Source organism: Paracidovorax valerianellae (assembly GCF_900102625.1).
Classification (GTDB): Bacteria; Pseudomonadota; Gammaproteobacteria; order Burkholderiales; family Burkholderiaceae_C; genus Paracidovorax; species Paracidovorax valerianellae.
In genome coordinates, this window is the sequence record NZ_FMZC01000007.1 from 73,413 (window position 1) to 96,208 (window position 22,796).

At 62.9% G+C, this 22,796-nt stretch carries 23 protein-coding genes; 8 read left to right on the forward strand and 15 right to left on the reverse strand.

All coding sequences use genetic code 11. From position 1 onward, the window contains the following. Positions 1–50: 50 nt before the first annotated feature. From fabF to BLT03_RS12650, 8 genes are all read right to left on the reverse strand, one after another. Complete coding sequence (fabF, locus tag BLT03_RS12615; protein ID WP_092744117.1) at positions 51–1,295, reverse strand: beta-ketoacyl-ACP synthase II; 1,245 nt, start codon at positions 1,293–1,295, stop codon at positions 51–53. Positions 1,296–1,335: 40 nt separating this feature from the next. Further along, on the reverse strand, positions 1,336–1,575 hold the full coding sequence (gene acpP, locus BLT03_RS12620; RefSeq protein WP_003058049.1) for an acyl carrier protein: 240 nt from the start codon (positions 1,573–1,575) through the stop codon (positions 1,336–1,338). Between the two features lie 103 nt (positions 1,576–1,678). Then, positions 1,679–2,437, reverse strand: a complete 759-nt coding sequence (gene fabG, locus BLT03_RS12625; protein ID WP_092744118.1) for a 3-oxoacyl-ACP reductase FabG — start codon at positions 2,435–2,437, stop codon at positions 1,679–1,681. Next, positions 2,434–3,393, reverse strand: a complete 960-nt coding sequence (fabD, locus tag BLT03_RS12630; protein ID WP_092744119.1) for an ACP S-malonyltransferase — start codon at positions 3,391–3,393, stop codon at positions 2,434–2,436. Before fabD ends, fabG begins: the two co-directional genes overlap by 4 nt. A gap of 50 nt (positions 3,394–3,443) precedes the next feature. Beyond that, positions 3,444–4,421 (reverse strand): beta-ketoacyl-ACP synthase III, encoded by a 978-nt coding sequence (locus BLT03_RS12635; protein ID WP_092744120.1) that lies wholly within the window; start codon positions 4,419–4,421, stop codon positions 3,444–3,446. Next, entirely contained in the window at positions 4,421–5,473 is a 1,053-nt protein-coding gene (gene plsX / locus BLT03_RS12640; protein ID WP_092744251.1) for a phosphate acyltransferase PlsX, read from the reverse strand. The genes BLT03_RS12635 and plsX overlap by 1 nt, the downstream gene beginning before the upstream one ends. A 105-nt stretch (positions 5,474–5,578) precedes the next feature. Continuing rightward, on the reverse strand, positions 5,579–5,761 hold the full coding sequence (rpmF, locus tag BLT03_RS12645) for a 50S ribosomal protein L32 (protein ID WP_092744121.1): 183 nt from the start codon (positions 5,759–5,761) through the stop codon (positions 5,579–5,581). Between the two features lie 101 nt (positions 5,762–5,862). After that, positions 5,863–6,414 (reverse strand): YceD family protein, encoded by a 552-nt coding sequence (locus BLT03_RS12650; protein ID WP_092744122.1) that lies wholly within the window; start codon positions 6,412–6,414, stop codon positions 5,863–5,865. A 25-nt stretch (positions 6,415–6,439) separates the two neighbouring features. Between BLT03_RS12650 and BLT03_RS12655 the strand changes: the two genes are divergently transcribed. Then, positions 6,440–7,039 (forward strand): Maf family nucleotide pyrophosphatase, encoded by a 600-nt coding sequence (locus BLT03_RS12655; protein ID WP_092744123.1) that lies wholly within the window; start codon positions 6,440–6,442, stop codon positions 7,037–7,039. Positions 7,040–7,062: 23 nt separating this feature from the next. After that, complete coding sequence (locus BLT03_RS12660; protein WP_245711361.1) at positions 7,063–7,836, forward strand: SAM-dependent methyltransferase; 774 nt, start codon at positions 7,063–7,065, stop codon at positions 7,834–7,836. A 103-nt stretch (positions 7,837–7,939) separates the two neighbouring features. Here the strand turns inward: BLT03_RS12660 and BLT03_RS12665 are convergent, their stop codons facing one another. The 5 genes from BLT03_RS12665 to BLT03_RS23920 all read right to left on the reverse strand — a co-directional run bounded on the left by BLT03_RS12665 (position 7,940) and on the right by BLT03_RS23920 (position 11,696). Then, positions 7,940–8,977, reverse strand: a complete 1,038-nt coding sequence (locus BLT03_RS12665) for a S49 family peptidase (RefSeq protein WP_092744125.1) — start codon at positions 8,975–8,977, stop codon at positions 7,940–7,942. Positions 8,978–8,980: 3 nt separating this feature from the next. Next, positions 8,981–9,355, reverse strand: a complete 375-nt coding sequence (locus tag BLT03_RS12670; RefSeq protein ID WP_092744126.1) for a Rieske (2Fe-2S) protein — start codon at positions 9,353–9,355, stop codon at positions 8,981–8,983. A gap of 58 nt (positions 9,356–9,413) precedes the next feature. Continuing rightward, positions 9,414–10,082 carry an HAD family hydrolase gene (locus BLT03_RS12675; RefSeq protein ID WP_092744127.1) on the reverse strand — a complete coding sequence of 223 codons (669 nt, stop codon included), beginning with the start codon at positions 10,080–10,082 and terminating at the stop codon, positions 9,414–9,416. A 4-nt stretch (positions 10,083–10,086) separates the two neighbouring features. Further along, positions 10,087–11,100, reverse strand: coding sequence for an RluA family pseudouridine synthase (locus BLT03_RS12680; RefSeq protein ID WP_092744128.1), 1,014 nt, complete (start codon positions 11,098–11,100; stop codon positions 10,087–10,089). A gap of 407 nt (positions 11,101–11,507) precedes the next feature. Further along, entirely contained in the window at positions 11,508–11,696 is a 189-nt protein-coding gene (locus BLT03_RS23920) for a hypothetical protein (RefSeq protein ID WP_139160385.1), read from the reverse strand. On the opposite strand from BLT03_RS23920, the gene BLT03_RS12685 reads away from it, so the two are divergent. From BLT03_RS12685 to queF, 4 genes are all read left to right on the forward strand, one after another. Beyond that, positions 11,680–14,931, forward strand: coding sequence for an Rne/Rng family ribonuclease (locus BLT03_RS12685; RefSeq protein ID WP_092744129.1), 3,252 nt, complete (start codon positions 11,680–11,682; stop codon positions 14,929–14,931). The two genes, BLT03_RS23920 and BLT03_RS12685, sit on opposite strands and share 17 nt — an antisense overlap. A 112-nt stretch (positions 14,932–15,043) precedes the next feature. Continuing rightward, a complete protein-coding gene (gene yaaA / locus BLT03_RS12690; protein WP_092744130.1) occupies positions 15,044–15,820 on the forward strand; it encodes a peroxide stress protein YaaA in 777 nt (258 codons plus the stop codon). Between the two features lie 97 nt (positions 15,821–15,917). Continuing rightward, positions 15,918–16,808 (forward strand): 2OG-Fe(II) oxygenase, encoded by an 891-nt coding sequence (locus BLT03_RS12695; RefSeq protein WP_092744252.1) that lies wholly within the window; start codon positions 15,918–15,920, stop codon positions 16,806–16,808. Positions 16,809–16,893: 85 nt separating this feature from the next. Continuing rightward, entirely contained in the window at positions 16,894–17,739 is an 846-nt protein-coding gene (gene queF, locus BLT03_RS12700) for an NADPH-dependent 7-cyano-7-deazaguanine reductase QueF (protein ID WP_092744131.1), read from the forward strand. Positions 17,740–17,775: 36 nt separating this feature from the next. Here queF and BLT03_RS12705 read toward each other — a convergent pair whose 3' ends face one another. Next, on the reverse strand, positions 17,776–18,627 hold the full coding sequence (locus BLT03_RS12705) for a SirB1 family protein (protein ID WP_092744132.1): 852 nt from the start codon (positions 18,625–18,627) through the stop codon (positions 17,776–17,778). A 71-nt stretch (positions 18,628–18,698) separates the two neighbouring features. Next, on the reverse strand, positions 18,699–20,264 hold the full coding sequence (murJ, locus tag BLT03_RS12710) for a murein biosynthesis integral membrane protein MurJ (protein WP_092744133.1): 1,566 nt from the start codon (positions 20,262–20,264) through the stop codon (positions 18,699–18,701). 179 nt (positions 20,265–20,443) lie between these two features. Between murJ and rpsT the strand changes: the two genes are divergently transcribed. Next, positions 20,444–20,743 carry a 30S ribosomal protein S20 gene (gene rpsT / locus BLT03_RS12715; RefSeq protein WP_092744134.1) on the forward strand — a complete coding sequence of 100 codons (300 nt, stop codon included), beginning with the start codon at positions 20,444–20,446 and terminating at the stop codon, positions 20,741–20,743. A 297-nt stretch (positions 20,744–21,040) separates the two neighbouring features. Then, positions 21,041–22,747, forward strand: a complete 1,707-nt coding sequence (mqo, locus tag BLT03_RS12720; RefSeq protein ID WP_092744135.1) for a malate dehydrogenase (quinone) — start codon at positions 21,041–21,043, stop codon at positions 22,745–22,747. Positions 22,748–22,796: the final 49 nt, after the last annotated feature.

Consider the following 22,796-nt stretch of genomic DNA (forward strand, 5'->3'; position numbering starts at 1 on the left):
GCTTCAGGCCCCGTAAAGCCCCTGCCAACATCTGCGGCCCCGCTATTCCATCAAATGCGCTTGAAAACCAACGTGCCGTTGGTACCGCCAAAACCGAAGTTGTTCTTCACAGCCACATCCATCTTCAAGTCACGGGCAACGTTGGCACAGTAGTCCAGGTCGCACTCCGGGTCTTGTTCGAAGATGTTGATGGTCGGCGGCACTTTTTGGTCGCGCAGCGCCATCACGGTGAACACGCTCTCTATACCTCCGGCACCGCCCAAGAGGTGGCCCGTCATCGACTTCGTCGAACTGATCACGGTGCTCTTGGCGTGCTCGCCCAAAGCGGCCTTGATCGCGTGCGTCTCGTTCAAGTCACCCAACGGCGTGGACGTGCCATGGGCATTCAAATAATCCACATCCTCAGGATTGATGCCGGCATTGCGCAGCGCTGCCTGCATGGCCCGGCGAGGACCATCCATGTTGGGTGCAGTCATGTGGCCGGCATCGGCACTCATGCCGTATCCGGACAGTTCGGCATAAATCTTGGCGCCCCGTGCCTTGGCGTGCTCGTATTCTTCGAGCACCAAAACACCAGCCCCTTCACCCAGCACAAACCCATCGCGCTCTTTGTCCCAAGGGCGGGACGCGGTCTTGGGGTCATCGTTGCGCGTCGACAAAGCACGCATGGCGGCAAAGCCACCAACGCCCAGGGGCGACACAGTGGCTTCAGTACCACCCGCTACGATCACATCGGCATCGCCGTATTCGATCTTTCGCGCAGCTTCCCCGATGCAGTGCAGCCCTGTCGTACACGCTGTGACGACCGAAAGGTTTGGGCCCTTGAAGCCGAAACGCATCGACACGTGGCCCGCCACCATATTGATGATGGAAGCCGGCACGAAAAAAGGCGTGATTCTTCGTGGACCACGGCTTTCCAGTTCAGCATGCGTGTTTTCAATCAGCGGCAACCCACCGATTCCAGACCCGATGATGCAGCCGATGCGCGCCGCGAACTCTTCGTCCAGCGCCTCGCCCGTTGGAAGACCGGCATCCCGCACGGCCTCATCTGCCGCAGCGATGCCGTAATGGATGAAGGTATCCATCGTGCGCGCATCTTTCGTGCTCATGTAAGCACCCAGATCGAATCCCTTGACCTCGCCCGCAATTTTGCAGGCAAAGTTCGACGCATCGAACTTGGTGATGAGGTCAATGCCGGATTTTCCAGCGAGGATGTTGGCCCAGGCATCCGCCACCGTGTTTCCGACGGGGGTGATGCAACCCAGGCCGGTCACGACAACGCGACGACGGCTCATGCGCTAAGACTTTCTACGGATCTGTCTGAATGGAAGGCGCTCAGGCCTTCTGATGGGTATTGGCGTAGTCGATGGCGTTTTGCACCGTGGTGATCTTCTCTGCGTCTTCGTCAGGAATCTCGATGCCGAACTCGTCTTCCAGCGCCATCACCAGCTCCACCGTGTCCAGCGAGTCAGCACCCAGATCGGCCACGAAAGCCTTTTCATTGGTGACTTGCGACTCTTCAACGCCGAGTTGTTCGGCAATGATCTTTTTGACACGTGCTTCGATATCGCTCATGGTTTCCCTTTGAGGGTTGTGAATGAATCCGCGATTCTAGCTGCTTCGGGATCACTCCCCTATCAGCCTGCCGCACGGATGAATCGGCGTTAACTTTGTCTAATTACATGTACATGCCGCCATTGACATGCAACTCCTGACCGGTCACATACCCAGCTTCTTTGGAGGCAAGGAATGCGACGGCATGTGCGATGTCTTCCGGACGGCCCATGTGGCCCATCGGAATCTGCGACTGCAATGATTGCTGCTGCTCTGCAGGCAGTTGCGCTGTCATATCGGTAGCAATGAAACCAGGAGCAACGCAATTGACCGTGATGCCGCGGCTGGCGAGCTCGCGGGCCATCGCGCGCGCCATTCCAGCCACGCCAGCCTTGGCAGCCACATAGTTGGCCTGACCCGGATTGCCGGCCGAACCCACCACGCTCGTGATATTGATCATCCGTCCGAAGCGTTGCTTCATCATGGGACGGATGGCTGCCCGGCTCACCTGGAACACCGCCTTCAAATTGGTGTCGATCACCGCATCCCAGTCATCGTCCTTCATGCGCATGGACAAGGTGTCGCGGGTGATACCTGCGTTGTTCACCAGCACGTGCAGACCGCCGTGCTGCTTGACGGTGCCATCTATCAACGCATCGACCGCTGCCACATCCGTCACGTTCAGGTTGACGCCATAGCTGCCGTTGCCAGCGGACGCCAGGGCCTGGGAGATTCGCTCAGCCCCCTGGTCCGTGGTCGCCGTGCCAACGACCAAATACCCCTTGCCAGCCAAGACCGTCGCGATTGCAGCCCCAATGCCACGGGATGCGCCGGTCACCAGAGCTACCTGGGGCTTCTCATTCAATAAAGAGGTGTCGCTCATGCCAATAATGCTTGTGTCTCGGCCAACGAGGCCGGGTCGTAAAGGGATGCAGCGATCAACTCAGGATCGATGCGCTTCGTGAGGCCCGTCAGCACTTTGCCGGGACCACATTCCACCAGATGCGTGACACCTCGTGACTTCAGGGACTGCACGCACTCAACCCAGCGCACCGGACCGAAGGCTTGGCGATACAACGCTTCGCGGATCGCATCAGCCTCTTGCTGAATAGCGACATCTACGTTGTTGACCACAGGAATCTGGGGCGCGGCCAACGCCACAGAAGACAAAGCCTCCCGCAATTTCTCGGCAGCGGGCTTCATCAAGCTGGAATGGAACGGAGCCGATACGGGCAAAGGCAAGGCACGCTTGGCGCCTGCGGCCTTCAGAACTTCACAAGCCTTGTCCACGCCAGCCTTGGTACCTGCAATCACGGTTTGGATGGGGTCGTTGAAGTTCACGGCTTCAACCACCTCCACGCTGCCTGCGCCGAAGGCGGCCTCTGCCGCCGCACAACCCTCGATCACATTTTGGGCATCCATGCCCAGAATGGCAGCCATTGCGCCGATACCCACCGGAACCGCCTCTTGCATCGCAGCGGCCCGCAGGCGAACAAGTGGGGCAGCCTGAGAAAGGGTAAGGACACCCGCCGCAACCAACGCGGAATACTCGCCGAGCGAATGGCCGGCCACTGCAGCCGGAGCGCGCCCGCCTTCGGCAACCCAAACACGCCAAGCCGCCACACCTGCCACGAGCATGACTGGCTGGGTGTTGGTCGTCAGTGACAACGCCTCCTTGGGCCCTTCATGGATCAACCGCTGGATGTCTTCGCCCAGTGCATCGGATGCCTCCTGCAGGGCATGGGTAACGACTGGATGGTCGCCCCAAGCATCCAGCATGCCGACCGACTGCGAGCCTTGGCCTGGAAAAACAAATGCAAAAGTTTTTTGTGTCGTCATAACCAGATCGTCAAAATCGCACCTAGCGCTTATTTAATAAGCGTCCAATGCTATAACTTCAGTAGCACAGCACCCCAGGTAAAACCGCCGCCGACGCCTTCCAACAGCAGCGTCTGCCCAGGCTTGGCTTGGCCATTGCGCACGGCATGATCGAGTGCCAAGGGAATGGACGCCGCCGAGGTATTGCCATGCTGGTCGACAGTGACGACCACCTTGTCCATCGACAAGCCCAGCTTTTTGGCGGTGCTTTGCATGATGCGGATGTTGGCTTGATGGGGAATCAGCCAGTCCACGTCGGCGTCGGTCATGCCCGCCTTGTCCAGCACAGCGCGTGCAGCTTTTTCCAGAACACCGACCGCCAGTTTGAAAACTGCTTGGCCATCCATCTTGAGCAGGGGATCGCCGAGGATCTTGCCGCCATAGACATTACCGGGCACGCAAAGAATGCCCACATGCCGGCCATCCGCGTGCAGATCGCTCGACAGGATGCCGGGCGTCTCCGACGCTTCCAGCACCACAGCGCCCGCTCCATCACCAAATAGAACGCAGGTGGTGCGGTCGTCAAAATCCAGGATACGGCTGAACACTTCAGCACCCACCACGAGTGCGCGCTTGGCACTGCCGGACTGGATCATGGCGTCCGCCACCGTCAGGGCGTAGACGAAACCGCTGCACACGGCCTGAACGTCAAAGGCAGGACATCCATTGGCGCCGAGCTTGTTTTGCAAAATGCAAGCCGTCGACGGGAACACCATGTCCGGGGTCGACGTGGCCACGATGATCAAGTCAATGTCTTGCGGCTGCACACCCGCTGCATTCAGGGCATTGCGAGCCGCCTCCAGCCCCAAGTCGCTACTACAGACATCGCGCTCGGCGAAGTGGCGCGCCCGGATACCGGTGCGCTCGACGATCCAGTCGTCTGACGTTTCTACGCCGCGTTGAGCCAATTCGGCGACGAGATCGGCATTGGTCAAACGGCGAGGAGGTAGGCTGCTGCCAGTGCCCGTGATGCGTGAGTAGCGTCTCATCAATATGTGGCCCCGACCGCGGTATTGGCTAGTTGGGCGTCCGCAGGCGCCAGCAGGGGGGCCGCGTGCGCCACCCGCGTCCGGACGCGGTCGAGCAAGTTGTTGCGGGCTGCATCATACGCCCGGTTCAAAGCCTGTTCGAAAGCCATTGCGTCTGCGGATCCATGGCTTTTAAAAACCAAGCCGCGCAGCCCCAACAAGGCCGCACCGTTGTAACGCCGATGGTCCATCCGCTTCATGAGCGCAGATAGGACCGGATAAGCGGCGATTGCAGCCAATTTGGTGAAGATATTTTTCTTGAACTCTTGCTTGAGCCCGCCGACGATCATGGTTGCGACACCCTCGCTGGCTTTGAGGGCCACATTTCCCACAAAACCGTCACAAACAACGATGTCGACCGTTCCCTTGAAGATATCGTTACCCTCAACGTTGCCATAAAATCGAAGATCGCCGCTGTTACCAGCTATACGCAGCAATTCACCTGCTTTTTTAATGACATCGCTGCCTTTGATAGCTTCTTCGCCGATGTTCAACAATCCGACCGTCGGCTCCGAGCCTTCTTGAAGCGCAGAAACGAGCGCAGAGCCCATCACCGCAAATTGCAGCAAGTGTTCTGCGCTGCAGTCCACATTCGCACCCAAATCCAAAACCGTGGTAGCCCCACCCTTGGCATTTGGCATTTGCGTGGCAATGGCAGGGCGATCGATACCGTCCAAAGTCTTGAGCAGATAGCGAGCGATTGCCATCAAGGCGCCTGTATTGCCGGCAGAAACCGCAGCTTGGGCAGCGCCATCCTTGACCTGCTGAATAGCGACCCGCATGGATGAATCCTTCTTGCGGCGCAAGGCAATCTCCACAGGATCATCCATGGTGACAACTTCACTCGCAGGAGTGACAGCAGCTCGGTCATGCCCGAAGTCCTTCAGACTTTCGGGTTGCCCTACCAGCATCAGTCGGGCGTCAGGATGGTGTTCGAGAAACTGGCGGCACGCCGCTAGCGTGACGCGGGGGCCGTGATCGCCCCCCATGCAGTCAACAGCCAGTGTGATCATGGGCGACTCGTCCGACCCCATAGAGGGCCGAAAATGAAAATACAGCGAACAAAAGAAAGGCCCGCGCTACTGTTCGTAGCAGCGGGCCTCAGCGCGTGACTTGAATCAGGCTTCAGACTTGTTCTTCAGCACTTGGCGACCACGGTAGAAACCGTTGGGGCTGATGTGGTGGCGAAGATGGGCTTCACCGGTGGTGGGCTCGACTGCCGTACCTGGCACGTTGAGTGCATTGTGCGAACGGTGCATGCCGCGCTTGGAAGGAGATTTTTTGTTTTGCTGAACAGCCATGGTGGCTCCTGAGTCTTGAAGGGTTGGTAAAAAACGCGATCAGCCCAAAAAAGACACGAGGGGGATTCGCGCGAAGCCCTCGATTATAGCCCAAACGGTTTTCAGTCCCCTGATTTGTCTTTTCGCAAAGTTGCAAGCGCGGCAAAAGGATTGGGCTTCTGAGCGCTGGCCTCTTCGAAATCCTCGTCGCTGGACTCCATCGGGACGGGCGCAGGGCACTCATCGTGCCGGGGTACCAGAGGCAATGCCATGAGCAATTCGTCTTCTATCAGTTCACGCAAGTTGAATTCACGGCTCAAAGCCAGCAAATCTTCATCACTCTCGTCGTCCAAAGCTTCAGCCGTGGCCTCATCGGCGACGAAGCGAAATTCCCGCTCCACCTCCAGCGGCACATCCACGGGACCGAGACAGCGCTGGCACGTCATCGGAAAAGCTGCGCGCACCACAAGCCGCAGCCAGATCTGTCCACCGATGCCGTGGGTACTGCGCAGTTCACCATCCGCCTGCCAGTCCACGATCAGATCGGGGTGCAGACCCTTGGCTTCCAAGGCAAGCCGTTCGTATTTCAACAGGGAGTCATGGCCGGACAAATGACCGCCCGCCTGCGCAAAGGCTTTGACATCGAGGCGCTGTGGGGAAAATTCCTTGGTCATGGCGGCAGTGTAAGAGAATCAGCGCATGCCTCAATCCCCTTCCTTGCCCCGCCGTCTGGTACTGGGCTCGACCTCCCGATATCGCAGCGAATTGCTTTCCCGTCTGCACTTGCCTTTCGATGTCATGGCTCCGAACGTGGATGAAACGCCCGGCGTAACCGAAGCCCCCAGCGCCCTTGCCCTGCGATTGGCTTTGGCCAAGGCGCGTGCCGTATCTGCGGCACATCCTGAAGCGATCGTAATCGGCTCCGATCAGGTCGCAGATCTTCAAGGAAAACCATTGGGCAAACCAGGAACACATGATCGTGCGGTGGAACAGTTGCAGCAGATGCGTGGGCAAAGTGTTGTGTTTCAAACCGCCGTCGCTGTGGTCTGTGCCGCCACTGGGTTTGAACAGGTGGAGTTGGCAGCGGTGGACGTCCTGTTTCGTGAGTTGTCCGATGCCGAGATCGAGCGCTATCTTCGCATCGAGCAACCGTACGACTGCGCCGGCAGCGCCAAAAGCGAAGGATTGGGAATCAGCCTGCTGGACAGCATCCGCAGCGATGACCCTACTGCGCTGATCGGTCTGCCACTCATTCGCACGTGCCGAATGTTGCGCGCGGCCGGGCTGGAGTTGCCATGACATCGACTCCAACCACGCCGGCAATGCCATCGAAAGGCACGCTTTACCTCGTGCCCGCACCGCTCGACTTCGGTTGCGACACACAGTCCCCACTGGACCAATCGCTCCCGACCGCCACGCTACAGGTAGCCTCGCAGATCACGCACTGGATTTGCGAGAACGCGAAAAGTACCCGTGCTTACCTCAAGCGCATCGATGCCTTGCATCCGCTGAAGCAACCCATTCAATCGCAGCAGATCGAAGAATTGCCGCGCGAGGTGCATAAGAAAGGTGATCACGGCGCGGAAGGCCATGCTGTGTTCGATGCCCGATCCTTGCTGTCACCCGCACTCGCAGGCCACGACATGGGCTTGGTGAGTGAAGCAGGAATGCCAGCGGTCGCCGATCCCGGCAGCTCGGTGGTGCGCGCGGCGCATGACTGCGGCCTGCGCGTGGTGCCGCTGGTCGGGCCGGTTTCGCTGTTGCTGGCGCTGGCTGCGAGCGGCCTCAATGGCCAGGGTTTCGCGTTTACCGGCTATCTGCCGCAAGATCCGGCGCAGCGCGCTGCACGCATCCGTGAACTCGAAAACCTCGCCCTCAAACAGGGACAGACCCAACTGTTCATCGAAACCCCCTACCGCAACGCCGCACTATGGCAGGCATTGGTCCAGACACTGCAGCCCAATACGCGGCTGGCACTCGCCAGTGGATTGACCCTGCCGCAGGCGCGAACCGCGAGCCGGCTGGTGCGCCAGTGGAGGCAGCAACCCGAAGTGCCGGACAACCGCACGCCAACGGTGTTTGCCATCGGCCGATAAACATACGCTGCACCGGAACCTACCAGCCCGATCGCAGCGTTGTCTTCCTGACTTCACATCCACTCGTGAGCCAGGGATTCAAGAAGAACACTAAGCGACTGGCTTAACGCACCGACGGAGCGCCCTTGATGGCCTGGATGGCGGTTTCGCCCATGGCGGCGCCGAATTTCTTCACCAACCGCTCAGCAACATTGTCGCGGCGGGTGTAATCGATGATGTCTTCGGCCTTAACGACTTCCCGCGCCACGTAATCGAGGTTCCCCAGGTGGTCGGCCAATCCCATCTCGACGGCCTGCTGACCGGTCCAGAACAGGCCACTGAAGGTGTCGGAAGTCGGCTTGAGGCGATCGCCCCGGCCTTCCTTGACCACATGGATGAACTGCTGATGAATCTGGTCCAGCATGGCCTGGGCATAGGCGCGCTGCTTTTCGGTTTGTGGGCTGAACGGGTCAAGGAAGCCCTTGTTCTCACCCGCCGTCAACAAGCGACGCTCCACTCCCAGCTTTTCCATGGTGCCGGTGAATCCAAAGCCATCCATCAACACGCCGATGCTGCCGACGATGCTCGCCTTGTCCACATAGATGTCGTCTGCCGCTGCAGCGATGTAATAAGCCGCAGATGCGCAGGTTTCCTCGACCACGGCATAGACCGGCTTGTTGTACTTGGCCTTCAGACGAATGATTTCGTCATTGATGATGCCCGCCTGCACCGGGCTACCGCCAGGGGAGTTGATGAGCAGCACAACGGCTTGCGAGCCAGAATCTTCGAAGGCACTGCGCATGGCGGCCACCACGAACTCAGCACTGGCTTCAGCCCCCGCAGCGATCTCGCCCTTGATGTCGACCACCGCTGTGTGCGGCGTGCTTTTGCTGGTGCTCGTAGCGTCGCGTGCAAGCAACACCCAAGCCACCGCAATCAGGAAGACCAGCCAGGCCAACCGGGTAAAGATACGCCAGCGCCGTGCAGAGCGCTGCTCGGACAAGGTCGCGAACACCAGTTTTTCCAGCACATCCCGCTCCCAGCCAGGTGCTTTCGCGGCGTCTCTTGCTTCCTTTTCAGGAGCAGGCTTTGCCCACAGATCGGGCGCTGGGGGAGGATTCTGCCCAGAACCAGAAGGTTCGGGCCGGGTGGGTTCGGTCATTTGTCAAAATTCGACAGGTTGCAGGTGGTGGTCAGTATGCCAGCGCACTACGTCCTGGCTCTCGGAGAGTTCGATCTTCACAAGGCCTCCACGGCACGGCCCGCCTGCGCAGGCGCCCGTATCGGGCCGGTAGGCTGCACCGTGCGTGGCACACAGCAGCCACTGACCGGTGTCATCGAAGAAGCGTCCCGGCTGGTAGTCCATTTCCATCGGAACGTGGGTGCAGCGATTCAGGTAAGCGTATGGCTGGCCTTTGAAGCGCACGGCGAAGGCCCGGCAGGCCTGGCCGGCATACACCACGTCAAAGGCCACAGCATCTCCGCTGTCCACTAAGTCGGCGACAGCGCACAAGTCAATGGGCTGCGAAGTGAACGTCATGCGATTTTGTTAACCACTGGAGCGAAGCAGCGAAAAATATTGCGGCCTAGCCACACGATCAGCCGTGCTGCAAAAGCCAGTCGTGCAGTTCTTTCACCGTATGCATCACGCCCAGCGGCTTCAATGCATCAAACCCCCCTGGCTCGTGTGCGCCGTAGCTCACGCCGATGCTCGCGCAGCCTGCCGACAGGGCCATCTGCAGATCATGGGTGGTATCGCCGATCATCAGCAGCCGCTCTGGGGCCACGTCGAACTCGGCCATCAACTCCTGGAGCATGAGCGGATGCGGTTTGCCGGCGGTTTCATCCGCAGTCCGCGAGCCATCGAACATGCCGCGCAGCGCGACCGTGTGCAGCACTTCGTCCAGTCCGCGCCGGCTTTTGCCGGTTGCAACCGCCAGCAAGTGACCGCGGGCTCGCAGGTCTTCGAGCATGGGAAGCACTCCGGCGAACAGACTCAGATCGTCCTGATGCTTGAGATAGTGATAGCGGTAGCGATTGCCCAATTCGGCGTGCTTTTCCACGGGAACATCGGGCGCAGCATGCGTCAGCGCCTGCATGAGGCCCATGCCGATTACCCAGGCAGCGGCCTGGTCAGTCGGCACCGTGCCCCCGACATCGCGCACGGCATCCTGGATACAGCGCACGATGATGGCGGTGGAGTCGTAAAGCGTGCCGTCCCAGTCGAAAGCGATGAGATCGAAGCGGCGGCGTTGGGTCGTGGGCATGGTTTCAGACAGTGGCGCCGGTGAATTCGGCCAGATCGGGCGGCAGTTCTGCGCGCAATTCGATGCGCTCGCCGTTGGAGGGGTGGGCGAACTGTAACCTCCAGGCATGCAGGAACATGCGCTTGAGTCCGTGTTTGCCCAGCCGCTTGTTCAGTTCGAAGTCGCCGTATTTATCGTCGCCAACGATCGCATGGCCCTGGCTGGCCAGGTGCACGCGAATCTGATGCGTACGCCCCGTCTTGATGGTGACCTCCAAAAGTGACATGGCCGGCAACCCTTCTGCCGGACGCACCGGAAGGTAGCTGCGCACTTTCACGAGGGTGATCGAGCGCATGCCGTCAGGGTCCTCTGGCGTGGTGACCCGAACGCGCCGTTCACCATCGGCCTGCAGATACTTGTGCAGGGGCGTGTCGATCACTTTCTTGTTGGCGGCCCAGGTGCCGGACACAAGTGCCAGATACGTCTTGCCCGTCGCGCGCTCGCGAAACTGGTCCTGCAGATGGATCAGTGCAGAGCGCTTCTTCGCCACGAGGAGAATGCCCGAGGTCTCCCGGTCCAGCCGGTGGACCAATTCCAGAAACCGGGCCTGCGGCCGGGCCTGCCGCAGTTGCTCGATGACCCCGAAGCTCACTCCGCTGCCGCCATGTACCGCGACCCCTGCGGGCTTGTCGATGGCGATCAGGTGATCATCTTCCAGCAGCACCGGGAATTCGCGCGCAGGCGCCGGACGCTCGGCTTTCTCGGCCACCTTCTCCGAAATGCGCACCGGCGGCAAGCGAACGAGGTCGCCCGCCGACACCCGGGTGTCAGCGCTGGCACGGCCCTTGTTGATGCGAACTTCGCCGCTTCGAATGATGCGGTACACGTGCGTTTTCGGTACGCCCTTCAGTTCGCGTATCAGAAAGTTATCGAGTCTTTGCCCGGCCGACTCTTCATCGACTTCGACGATGCGGGCTGCAGCGGGGGCGGGGTTTGGGGTACTGTCGGGCGCCGGTTTGCCCCCTATAATGTGTTTCACCTGCGCGATGTTCTGTAAGTGGTTGATTTGTCTGGAGTTTAGTCCACGCAACCTTGCAAGCCGCGCGGGCAGGTCGATGCCAACGGGCGTCGTGTGCGCAGATTGCAGGCCAGATGCCTGTGGTGGCTCCCACGCCGTGCGGCCGGCTGACAAATTGAAACACCGAAACCGGAATCCCCAGTCCGCAGGCCGCCCAACAGGCAGGTTCTGCGGGCGGATCAAAGCGAAAACATGTGGGCATTGTTGGCATGGATTGTGACCCTTTGGCGAAGGCGCCTGCCTTCGGCATGGGCTCAGCAGTCGCCCGCAATGCCCGTGCAGCCTGCGCCATCAGGCACGTCTTTCATGGCAACGCTGCACACATTTCCCCTCGCCCCCATCCACGCGCCCCCGCCACGACTGCGAAGCTAGAGCTTTGCAGCCGCGTGGCATTGCGGCAATTCCCTTCGTTTCAACGCGTCGGCCCTGGCATCCATGGCTCCTGAAGAGCCTGTGTCATTGGTTTGAATGGTCGGGACGCGCGCCGATGCAGCTTTTTCGCTGCGCGCCGCCCGGCCGACAACGAAAAGGAATCCCATCATGAAGCGGATGCTCATCAACGCCACGCAGCCCGAAGAACGCCGTCTGGCCATCGTCGACGGCCAGAAGCTGCTGGATTACGAAATCGAAATCGAAGGGCGCGAACAGCGCAAGGGCAACATCTACAAGGCCGTCGTCACCCGTGTGGAGCCTTCTCTGGAAGCCTGCTTCGTCGATTACGGCGAAGACCGCCACGGCTTCCTGCCTTTCAAGGAAATCTCCCGCCAGTATTTCGCCGAAGGCGTTTCGGTCAGCCAGGCGCGCATCAACGACGTGATCCGCGAAGGCCAGGAACTGCTGGTGCAGGTCGAAAAGGAAGAGCGCGGCAACAAGGGCGCGGCCCTGACCACTTTCGTGTCGCTGGCCGGCCGCTATGTGGTGCTGATGCCCAACAACCCCCGTGGCGGAGGCGTTTCGCGTCGCATCGAGGGTGAAGACCGGGCCGAGCTCAAAGAAGCGATGGACCAGCTCGAGTACCCCAAGGGCATGAGCATCATCGCGCGCACGGCCGGTATCGGCCGCATGGCGCCCGAACTGCAGTGGGACCTGAACTACCTGCTCAAGCTCTGGACCGCGATCGACGGCGCAGCCAAGGGCGGCAAGGGCGCCTTCCTGATCTACCAGGAGTCGAGCCTGGTCATCCGCGCCATCCGCGACTATTTCAATAGCGACATCGGCGACATCCTCATCGACACCGACGACATCTACGAGCAGGCGCACCAGTTCATGGCGCACGTGATGCCCGAGCATGCCGGCAAGGTCAAGCGCTACCGCGACGACGCCGCCCTGTTCAGCCGCTTCCAGATCGAGCACCAGATCGAGTCGGCCTACGCCCGCACCGTGACGCTGCCTTCCGGTGGCGCCATCGTGATCGACCACACCGAAGCGCTGGTGAGCGTGGACGTGAACTCCGCCCGCGCCATCAAGGGCGGCGACATCGAGGAAACCGCCACCCGCACCAACCTGGAAGCCGCCGACGAAGTGGCCCGCCAGATGCGGCTGCGCGACCTGGGCGGCCTGATCGTCATCGACTTCATCGACATGGAAGAGTCGAAGAACCGCCGCGAAGTCGAAAACCGCCTGCGCGACGCGCTGCGCCAGGACCGCGCCCGCGTGCAGTTCGGCACGATCAGCAAGTTCGGCCTCATGGAAATGAGCCGCCAGCGCCTGAAGCCCGCGTTGAGCGAAGGCTCGTCCATCCCCTGCCCCCGCTGCGGTGGCTCGGGCCACATCCGCGACACCGAATCGTCGGCGCTGCAGATCCTGCGGATCATTCAGGAAGAGTCCATGAAGGACAACACGGCCGCCGTGCACTGCCAGGTGCCCGTGGAAGTGGCTTCGTTCCTGCTCAACGAAAAGCGCCCCGAGATCGCCAAGATTGAACTCAAGCAGCGCGTGACCGTGCTGATGGTGCCCAACAAGACCCTGGAGACGCCGAACTACAAGCTCGAGCGCCTCAAGCACGACGACCCGCGCCTGGATCACATTGACGCCAGCTACAAGCTCGTCGAAGAAGTGGAAGACCCCACCGCCGTCACCCGCCGCTCGCAAGAGCCCACCAACAAGCAGACCCCGGTGATCAAGGGTGTGCTGCCCGACGCGCCCGCGCCAATCGCCGAGCCCCGTCCGGAAGGCGCTGCGCGCAGTGCATCGCACAGCCGGCCCGCCGCTGCGGCCGCAGCGGCAGCCGCCGCCGCCACTCCGGTGCCAGCGCCCGCACCGGCTGCAGCCCCTGCGCCGCAAGAGCAGGGATTCTTTGCATGGCTCAAGAGCCTGTTCGGTTTCGGCGAGCCTCCACGCGCCCCTGCGCCAGTGGTCACGCCTGCGCCAGCCCCTGCCGCCGAGCCCGCCCGAGAAGGCCGGCGTGAAGGCCGTGGCGGCGACCGTGGCCGCCGTGGTGAACGCAATGGCGACCGCAGTGGTCCGCGCGACGGACAACGCGAAGGCAGCGGCGAAGGCCGTGGCCGCCGCGACGGCCGCGCAGAACGGCCTGAAGGCGAAGCACCGCGCAACGGTCGCGGACCGCGCGATGGCGAAGCCCGCGGTGGCCGCGACGGCGAGCGCCGTGAAGGCCGCGAAGGCCGTCCCGAAGGCGAAGCCCGCAATGGAAGCCGCGAGCCTCGTGAGCCCCGTGAACCGCGCGAAGGCCGTGGCCGTGAGCGCCGCGATGGCGAGCCCCGCCAGGCCCCGCTGAATGCGGAACAAGGCGCTGCCCTCCCCTCGACCGCTTCGGTGACGCTGGACGGTGCTGGCGAACCCGTGGAAGCACGCGCTGAACGCGGCCCCCGCCGTGAACGCGGTGAACGGGGTGGCGAACGCGGTGGCCGTGGCGAACGCGGTGGCCGCGAGCGCGGTCCCCGTGTCGATGAGACCGCTGGCATTGGCCAAGGCCCTGTGGCGGACTTCGTGGACACGTCGCCCATGGCATCCCTGCCCGATCTCGACCTGACCGGCAACGATGCTGCACCCGCAGCGCCTGCCGCCGGCGGCGAAGAACGCCGTGAACGCCGGTCCCGCGACCGCTACGGCCGCGACCGCCGCGAGCGTGGCGAACGCGCCCCGCGTGAAAACGGTGCCGAGCAGGAGCAACCGCCAGCGAACTTGATGGACTTCGACGCGAGCGCGACGGCTTCGGCCGACGATGCACCTGCAGAAGGCTCGCAAGAACCCGCACGCCGCAGCTACTTCAACGCGTCCGCAGCGCCTGCCGCTCAGCCGCAAGAACCCTTAGCGGCCCCCGTGGCGCCGGTGGCTTCTTCGGAGCCCGTGGCAGAGTCCTTCGCCCCGGCACCGGTGGCACCCCGTCCTGTGCCAGCACCGGCTCCAACACCCGTTGCCGCCCCGGTGGCACCAGTGGCCTCGGTCGCAGCGCCCGTTGCGCCATTGCCAACGCCAACGCCGGCACCCGTGCCAGCGCCTGCGCCAGTGGTCGCGGCACGGCCTGCAGCCGCCGCTCCGGCGCCAGCAGCGATGGCCTCGGCCAACGGCGCCATGCCTCGGGTTCAGGCGTTCACGCTGCCTGTGGACGAGTTGAGCCAGATCGCTCAGACCTCGGGCCTGCAGTGGGTGAACTCCGACGCGGAAAAGATCGCTGCGGCGCAAGCCGCCATCGCCGCGGAGCCGCGCCCGATCCACGTTCCGCGTGAGCGCCCCCCAGCGGTGGCGATCGATGACGGTCCGTTGGTGCTGGTGGAAACGCGCCGCGACCTGCGCGATCTGACGCTGCCGTTCGAGCAGCCTCCCGCCGCCTGATGCGGCCCCGCCGGCCCGCGGTGCAATGCCCGGGCCGGTTGTTGTATTGACCGGAAAGCCCCATTGCGGGCTTTCCGCTTTTCTCAGAGATCACCGGACCATTGCGACCTCCATGCTGTTCCTGCTGTCTCCCGCCAAATCCCTGGACTACGACACGCCCCTGCCCGACGGCGTCGGGCACACGCTGCCGCAGTTCGTTTCCCAGTCGACCGCACTCATCGAAGTGCTGCGACAGAAATCCCCCCAGGAGATTGCCGCCCTGATGGGCATCAGCGATCCGCTGGCCGCGCTGAACGTGGCACGGTATGCCACGTGGCGGCCGAAATTCACCGCCGCCAATGCACGCCAAGCCGTGCTTGCCTTCAATGGCGATGTGTACGAAGGCCTGCAGGCGCGGTCGCTCACACCGGCCGAGCTGGATTGGGCCCAGAGCCACGTCGCCATCCTGAGCGGCCTGTACGGCGTGTTGCGTCCGCTGGACCGCATGCAGCCTTACCGCCTGGAAATGGGCACCCGCCTGGCCACCGGCGCGGGGGCTAACCTGTACCAGTTCTGGGGCGCCACCATCGCGGAATCGCTCAACCGCCAACTGGCGGCGGACGCCACGCCTGTGGTCGTCAATCTGGCTTCGCAGGAATATTTCAAGTCGGTGGACCGCAAGGTGCTGAAGGCCCGCGTCATCGAATGCGTCTTCGAGGACTGGAAAGGCGGGGTCTACAAGATCATCAGCTTCCACGCCAAGCGGGCCCGGGGGCTCATGGCGCGCTATGCCATCCAGCACAAAATGGTCACACCGCGCCGGCTCGAAGGTTTCGACCTGGAAGGCTATGCTTTTGCCTCGGCAGCCTCCACGCCGGAGCGACTCGTCTTTCGCCGCAAGACAGCCTGAAGGGCATCGTCCCGACACCGCCACGCCGAAACGATTGAAGGCACCCACTGCTGCCACAGTCCGTTTTACGTTTCATGCCATCGACGCCACCGAAGCCATGCCTACCACCTCCCGCCAGACCACCGCATCGACCGACGCCCTCTCCCAGCCCGTGACGCCTGAGCTGCGGGATTGGATCATCGCCCAGGCGAAGGCGGGGTTCGAGGCTCCGGTAGTGCTGCAGTCCATGCTGGACGCAGGCTGGAAGGAAGACGTCGCCACGAATGCCATGGAGCACGTGCTGCGCGACCATCTGGAGACGCTGGCCCAGGCGCAGGGGCAGCCGCCTGCTGCGCGCGTGCCCGAGCCGGACATGGGCGAATCGCCACAGTTCATCGACGTCGGCGATCGCCAAGTCGAAGTGCTGATGGCCATGGCCCAGCCCCGCGTGGTGCTGTTCGGCAATCTGCTGTCGCCCGAAGAGTGCGAGACGCTGATCGCCGAGGCCGAGCCCCGCATGGCGCGCTCCCTCACCGTGGCCACGCGCACGGGCGGCGAAGAGGTGAACGATGACCGCACGAGCGACGGCATGTTCTTCCAGCGCGGCGAAAACCCGGTGGTCCGCATGCTGGAAGAGCGCATCGCCCGGCTGGTGAACTGGCCGATGGAAAACGGCGAAGGCCTGCAGGTGCTGCACTACCGCCCGGGCGCCGAGTACAAGCCGCATTACGACTATTTCGACCCTGCCGAGCCCGGCACGCCCACCATCCTGCGCCGTGGCGGCCAGCGGGTGGCGACGCTGGTGATCTACCTGAACAACCCGGAAAAGGGCGGCGGCACCACCTTCCCCGACGTGCACTTGGAGGTCGCGCCACGCCAGGGCAATGCGGTGTTCTTCAGCTACGAACGCCCGCACCCGTCCACACGCACGCTGCACGGCGGCGCGCCGGTCATCGCGGGCGAGAAGTGGATCGCCACCAAATGGCTGCGCGAACGCCAATTCGACTGATTTGAATGAAATCGGCCTCACGCCGCCGTATTCATTGCGGTGGCAGCTATTGATTTGATAGCAAATAGCAAATCTGGAAGATCCCATGAACACGCCTGAACAATCGCAGCTGGGCCGCATTTCGGCCTACGCGGACCAATACGACGCATCACTGCTCTTTCCGATTCCGCGCGCGGGCAAGCGCGCAGAGATCGGCATCGCCACGACAGCGCCCTTTTTCGGCGCCGACCTGTGGACGGCGTTCGAGCTGTCCTGGCTCAACCTGCGCGGCAAGCCACAGGTGGCCATCGCGCACGTGACGGTGCCGTGCGAAACGCTGAACATCGTCGAAAGCAAGTCGTTCAAGCTCTACCTGAACAGCTTCAACAACACCCGCTTCGCCGATGCGGCCGAAGTGCAGGCGCGCATCCGCGCCGATGTGAGCGAAGCCGTCTGGCGCGGCGCCCCACAGGCCGGCACGGTCGGCGTGAAGCTGCTGCTGCCCGAGCTGTTCGACCGCGAGCCCGTGCACGAACTCGACGGCTTGCTGCTTGACCGCCTGGACGTGGAATGCACGCAGTACACGCCAGCGCCCGAGCTGCTGTCGGCCAACCACGCCGAGACGCCGGTGACCGAGGCGCTCACGAGCCATTTGCTCAAGAGCAATTGCCTCGTGACCGGGCAGCCGGACTGGGGCAGCGTGCGCATCCACTACAGCGGCCCGCAGATCGATCAGGCCGGGCTGCTGCAGTACCTGGTGAGTTTTCGCAACCACAACGAATTCCACGAGCAGTGCGTGGAGCGCATCTTCATGGACGTGTGGACGCGCTGCAAACCGATCAAGCTGTCGGTGTATGCACGCTACACGCGCCGTGGTGGCCTGGATATCAACCCGTTTCGCACCAGCCATCCGCAGGCTTTGCCAGCCAACGTGCGCACGGCGCGCCAGTGACGCGGCGGCCGGGAATTCACCCGGCCCCGCCGCCCGTCAGCTGAGCGTGCGGCGCAGCAGGCTCACGCGCTCGGCGATGGCGTCGATGTCGAGCCCCTCTTCCACGCGCTCCAGGTACATCTCCAGATCGGCCACCGCCAGCGCGGTGTCGCCGCGCTCCGCATGGGCCAGGCCCCGGTCGCGCCACTCGCCCCAGGCTTCGGGCAGGAGCACGACGAGCCGGTCCTGCACGGCCACCAGCCGCCCCCAATCCTTTTGCGAGCGGTGGATTTCCTTGAGGTTGCGCAGCATGCGGGCGATCACGTCGCGCGGCGGCGCGGCCTGCAGGTACAGGCCCAGTGGAATGTCGTAGTCGTCCACCAGCCCGCTGCGGCGCTTGTAGGGTTCGAGCCGCTCCGACAGTTCTTCGCGCGACAGCGACTGGCCCGTGGTCGGGTCCATTACTACCTGCCCCTTGGGTAGCAGCACCTTGACCATGAAGTGCCCTGGAAACGAGACCCCTCGCGCGTGCAGGTCGAGCCCCTGGGCCAGTTCCATCCAGACCAGAGCGAGCGAAATCGGAATGCCCCGGCGCGTGCGCAGCACGGCGTTGAGGTAGCTGTTCTCGGGGTCGTAGTAGTCGTTGACGTTGCCGGCAAAGCCCAGGTCGCCGAAGAAGAACTGGTTGAGCGACCGCAGCCGCTGCAGCGACGAGGCATCGACCGGCAGACGCCTGCGCAGCCGGGCCAGCAACTGGTCCACATCGCCCAGCAGTTGCTGCACATCGAACTCGGGATACTCATCCTGGGCAATGGAAGCGGCGGCCTCCAGCAGCGGGAACTGGTCGTCGCTGCGCACCAGGGTAGCGAAATACTCCAGCGGAGTCGGAAGGGAATAGCTCAGGGCCATGCGAGGGTTGTAAAGGGCGTGCCGCGCCGCGTCAAGCAGACGAAAAGGCCGAAAAACAGTACAAAAGCCGCTCAGCGCCGCAGAAGCTCACGCAGCTTGAGGCCGGCGGCCCACAGTGCGCCGAAGTACAGCGCGGCCGCACCGCCCATCAGCAGGGCCAGAATCCCTGCGCGTTGCCCCTCATGCGCCCGCAGCGCCAGCCAGTCGAAATGGCGCGATCCCCACATCAGGAACACCGCCAGCAATGCGCTGGCCGCCACCACCTGCATGCCCAGCCGCGCCCAGCCGGGCCGCGGCGCATAGGTGCCACGGCGCAGCAGGCCGATGAGCAGCCACAAAGCATTGATCAGCGCCCCCAGCCCGATGGACAACGCCAGCCCGGCATGGTCGATCAGCGGCACCAGCGCGGCATTCAGGATTTGCGTGACCACCAGCACCACGATGGCAATGCGCACCGGCGTGCGGATGTCCTGGCTGGCGTAATAGCCGGGCGCCAGCACCTTGATGGCCACCAGGCCGAGCAGCCCTGCGCCGTACCCGGCCAGGGCCAGAGCGATCTGGCCGACGTCGCTATCCTGCAGCGCGCCATGGTGGAAGAGCGTTGCCACCAGCGGCTGGGCAAAGGTCAGCAAGCCCACCGCACAGGGCACGGACAGCACCACGACGATGCGCAGGCCCCAGTCGAGCATGGACGAGTAACGCTCCGCATCGCCCGCTGCCTTGGCCGCCGCCAGTTGCGGAGTGAGCACTACGCCCAGCGCCACGCCGAGCAGCGAGGTCGGAAACTCCATGAGCCGGTCGGCATAGAAAAGCCAGGTCACGCTGCCCGGCGCCAGGTAGGACGCGATCTGCGTGTTGATCATCAACGAGATCTGCGCGACGCCCACCCCCAGAAGCGCGGGGCCCATGAGCGTGAGGATGCGGCGCACGCCAGGGTCGCGCCAGGCCTCGCGCACGGCGCCCGGCGTAACGCCGATGCGTGGCAGCAGCCCCAGCCGGAACAGCGCAGGCAACTGCACCGCCAACTGGGTGATGCCGCCCAGCATCACGCCGCCAGCCATGGCGTAGATGGGCTCGATGCCGCGCGCGGCCAGTTGCGGGGCGCCCAACCAGGCAGCGGCGATCATGCACACGTTGAGCAGCACCGGCGTGGCCGCCGGAACGGCAAAGCGTTTCCAGGTATTGAGCACGCCGGCCGAGAGCGCCACCAGCGACATGAAACCGATGTACGGGAACATCCATCGCGTCATGACGACGGCGGCATCGAAACCGCCAGCGCTCTGGCGCAGGCCGCTGGCCAGCAGCCATACCAGCAGTGGCGCGCCCAGCACACCCAATGCGCAGGTCAGCAGCAGCACCCAGAACAGCACGGTCGCTACGTTGGCGATCAGTTGGCGCGTGGCCTCGTCGCCTTGCTGGGCCTTGTGGGCCGCCAGCACGGGCACGAAGGCCTGGCTGAAGGCGCCCTCGGCGAACAGCCGGCGAAACAGGTTGGGAATGCGGAAAGCGACGTTGAAAGCATCCGTGAGCGCATTGGCCCCGAACATGGAGGCCATCAGCAGATCGCGCACCAGGCCCGTCACGCGGGAGGCCAGGGTCAGCAGGGAGACGGTAGAGGCGGCTTTGAACAGGGACACGGCCGCGAGTGTATGCGCTGCGCCTGAAGTGCCAGGCGGCACGGCGCCACCGGCGCCATGAACGCCCGCCAAGGCGCAGTGGCTTCACGCGCTTCAACGAGCCCTTGGTTCTGCCCGATGCACTGGGCTATAATCGCGGGCTTTGCTGACATCATCCTCAGACACCTAAGGAATTCATCATGGCATCTGCCAAGCCCAAGAAAAAGAACCCCCGCCTGGCCTCCGGTCGCAAACGCGCCCGCCAGGACGTCAAACTGAACGCTGCGAACACCTCGCTGCGCTCCAAGTACCGTACCGCGGTCAAGAACGTCGAGAAGGCCGTCCTGGCCGGCGACAAGACCAAGGCCACCGAACTGTTTGCGAAGATGCAAGCCGTCGTCGACACCATCGCCGACAAGGGCATCTTCCACAAGAACAAGGCCGCTCGCGACAAGAGCCGCCTGTCCACCAAGGTGAAAGCCTTGGCACTGGCCGCCTGACCTTTCAGGCAAACAGCCCGGACGGCCCCGCCGTACGCCGTTTGTAACGGGTGCGCTGTCAGCAAAACGAAAGAACCGCCCTCGGGCGGTTTTTTTGTGCCTGAAACCTTTTGGATAAAGGCATTGCGCGGGTTTCATGGCCATCGCAACAGGCTGATTGGACGGCACCATCAAACATTGATTTTCGTCAGGTCTTTTACCTGATGGGACAATTCCCGATGTCAGGGAGCTCAATTTTTGATAAGCGCTGAAGTCTGCCGCGCGCAGGCTTTGTCTCGCAATCCATCCAACAAATCCATGAAAAAGTCGATCAAAGCATTGTTCGGCGCCGCACTGGTGCTGATCCTCGCGGCCGTCCTGTTCCTCTACTGGCCGCTCTTTCCACGCTCCGTTCCGCCTGCGGAAAACGATCAACCCGTCGACGTGGTGATGGTCGGCGCAGGCGTGATGAGCGCCACGCTCGCCACCTATCTGCAAGAACTGCAGCCGGACTGGAAGATCGAAGTGTTCGAGCGCCTGGACGGCGTGGCGCTGGAAAGCTCCAACGGCTGGAACAACGCCGGCACAGGCCACTCGGGCTTTGCGGAACTCAACTACACGCCCGAGCTGCCCGACGGCACGATCGAGACCAAGCGCGCCGTCGGTATCGCCGAGCAGTTCGAGGTGTCGCGCCAGTTCTGGGCGCACCAGATCGGCCGCGGCAACATGCTGTCGCCCGAAACGTTCGTGAATGCCACGCCGCACATGAGCTTCGTCTGGGGCGATGAAAACATCGAATACCTGCGAAAGCGCCGCGAAGCGCTGGTCAAGAACCCTCTGTTCTACGGCATGGAGTATTCGGAAGACCAGGCACAGATCCAGAAATGGGCGCCCCTGATGATCGAGGGACGCGACCCCAAGCAGAAGGTGGCCGCCACCTTCATGCCCCTGGGCACCGACGTCAACTACGGCGCGGTGACCAGCCAGCTGATCCAGGGCCTGCGCAAGAGCCCCAACTTCCAGCTCAATCTGCAAAACGAAGTGCGCGCGCTGCGCCAGAACGACGACAAGACCTGGAACGTGACGGTCGCCCACCTGGGCGACGGCGGCAAGGAGCGAACCATCAAGGCCAAGTTCGTGTTCGTGGGTGCTGGGGGCGCCGCGCTGCAGTTGCTGCAGGCATCGGGCATTCCCGAATCGAAGGACTACGCGGGCTTTCCAGTGGGTGGGCAGTTCCTCTCGATCGAGAACACAGCGCTCACCGCCCGCCACACCGTGAAGGCGTATGGCAAGGCGGCCACTGGCTCCCCCCCGATGTCCGTACCTCACCTGGATGCCCGCAACATGGACGGCCAGCCGGTCGTTCTGTTCGGCCCGTTCGCGCTGGCCACCACGAAGTTCCTGAAGCAAGGCTCCTGGTTCGACCTGTTCTCGTCCGTCACGCACGACAACCTGGTGGGCCTGTTGCGCGTGGGCATTCACAACCTGGATTTGGTCAGGTACCTGCTGCTGCAAGCCGAGCTGACCGACGACGACCGCCAGCGCGCGCTGCAGGAGTACTTCCCCAACGCCAAACGCGAAGACTGGAAGCTGGTCACCGCCGGCCAGCGCGTTCAGGTGATCAAGCGCGACCCCAAGGAAGGCGCAGTGCTCCAGTTCGGCACCGAAATCGTGTCCGACAAGGACGGCACCATCGCAGCGCTGATGGGGGCTTCCCCCGGCGCCTCCACCGCGCCGCACATCATGCTGAACCTGATGGCCAAGGCCTTCCCCCAGCAGATGACGGATACAGGTTGGAAAGCCCGCCTGAAGGAGATCATTCCGTCGTACGGCCGCCCGTTGAACGCAGACCCGGCATTCACCAATGAGATCCGCCGCATGACCAGCACCGCCTTGCACCTGCCGTACCTGGACGTGCCGGCCGACCTGGTCAAGGCACCGGCAGGCGCTGCGCCCGTGGCGCAGCCACCCAAGGCGCCCGAGGCCACTGGCCCCAAGACGAACAAGGAAATGCAGGCGCTCTGACAGCCTGAACGCCTGACCGCTCCACGCGCCCGTCACGGCGCATCGCCCC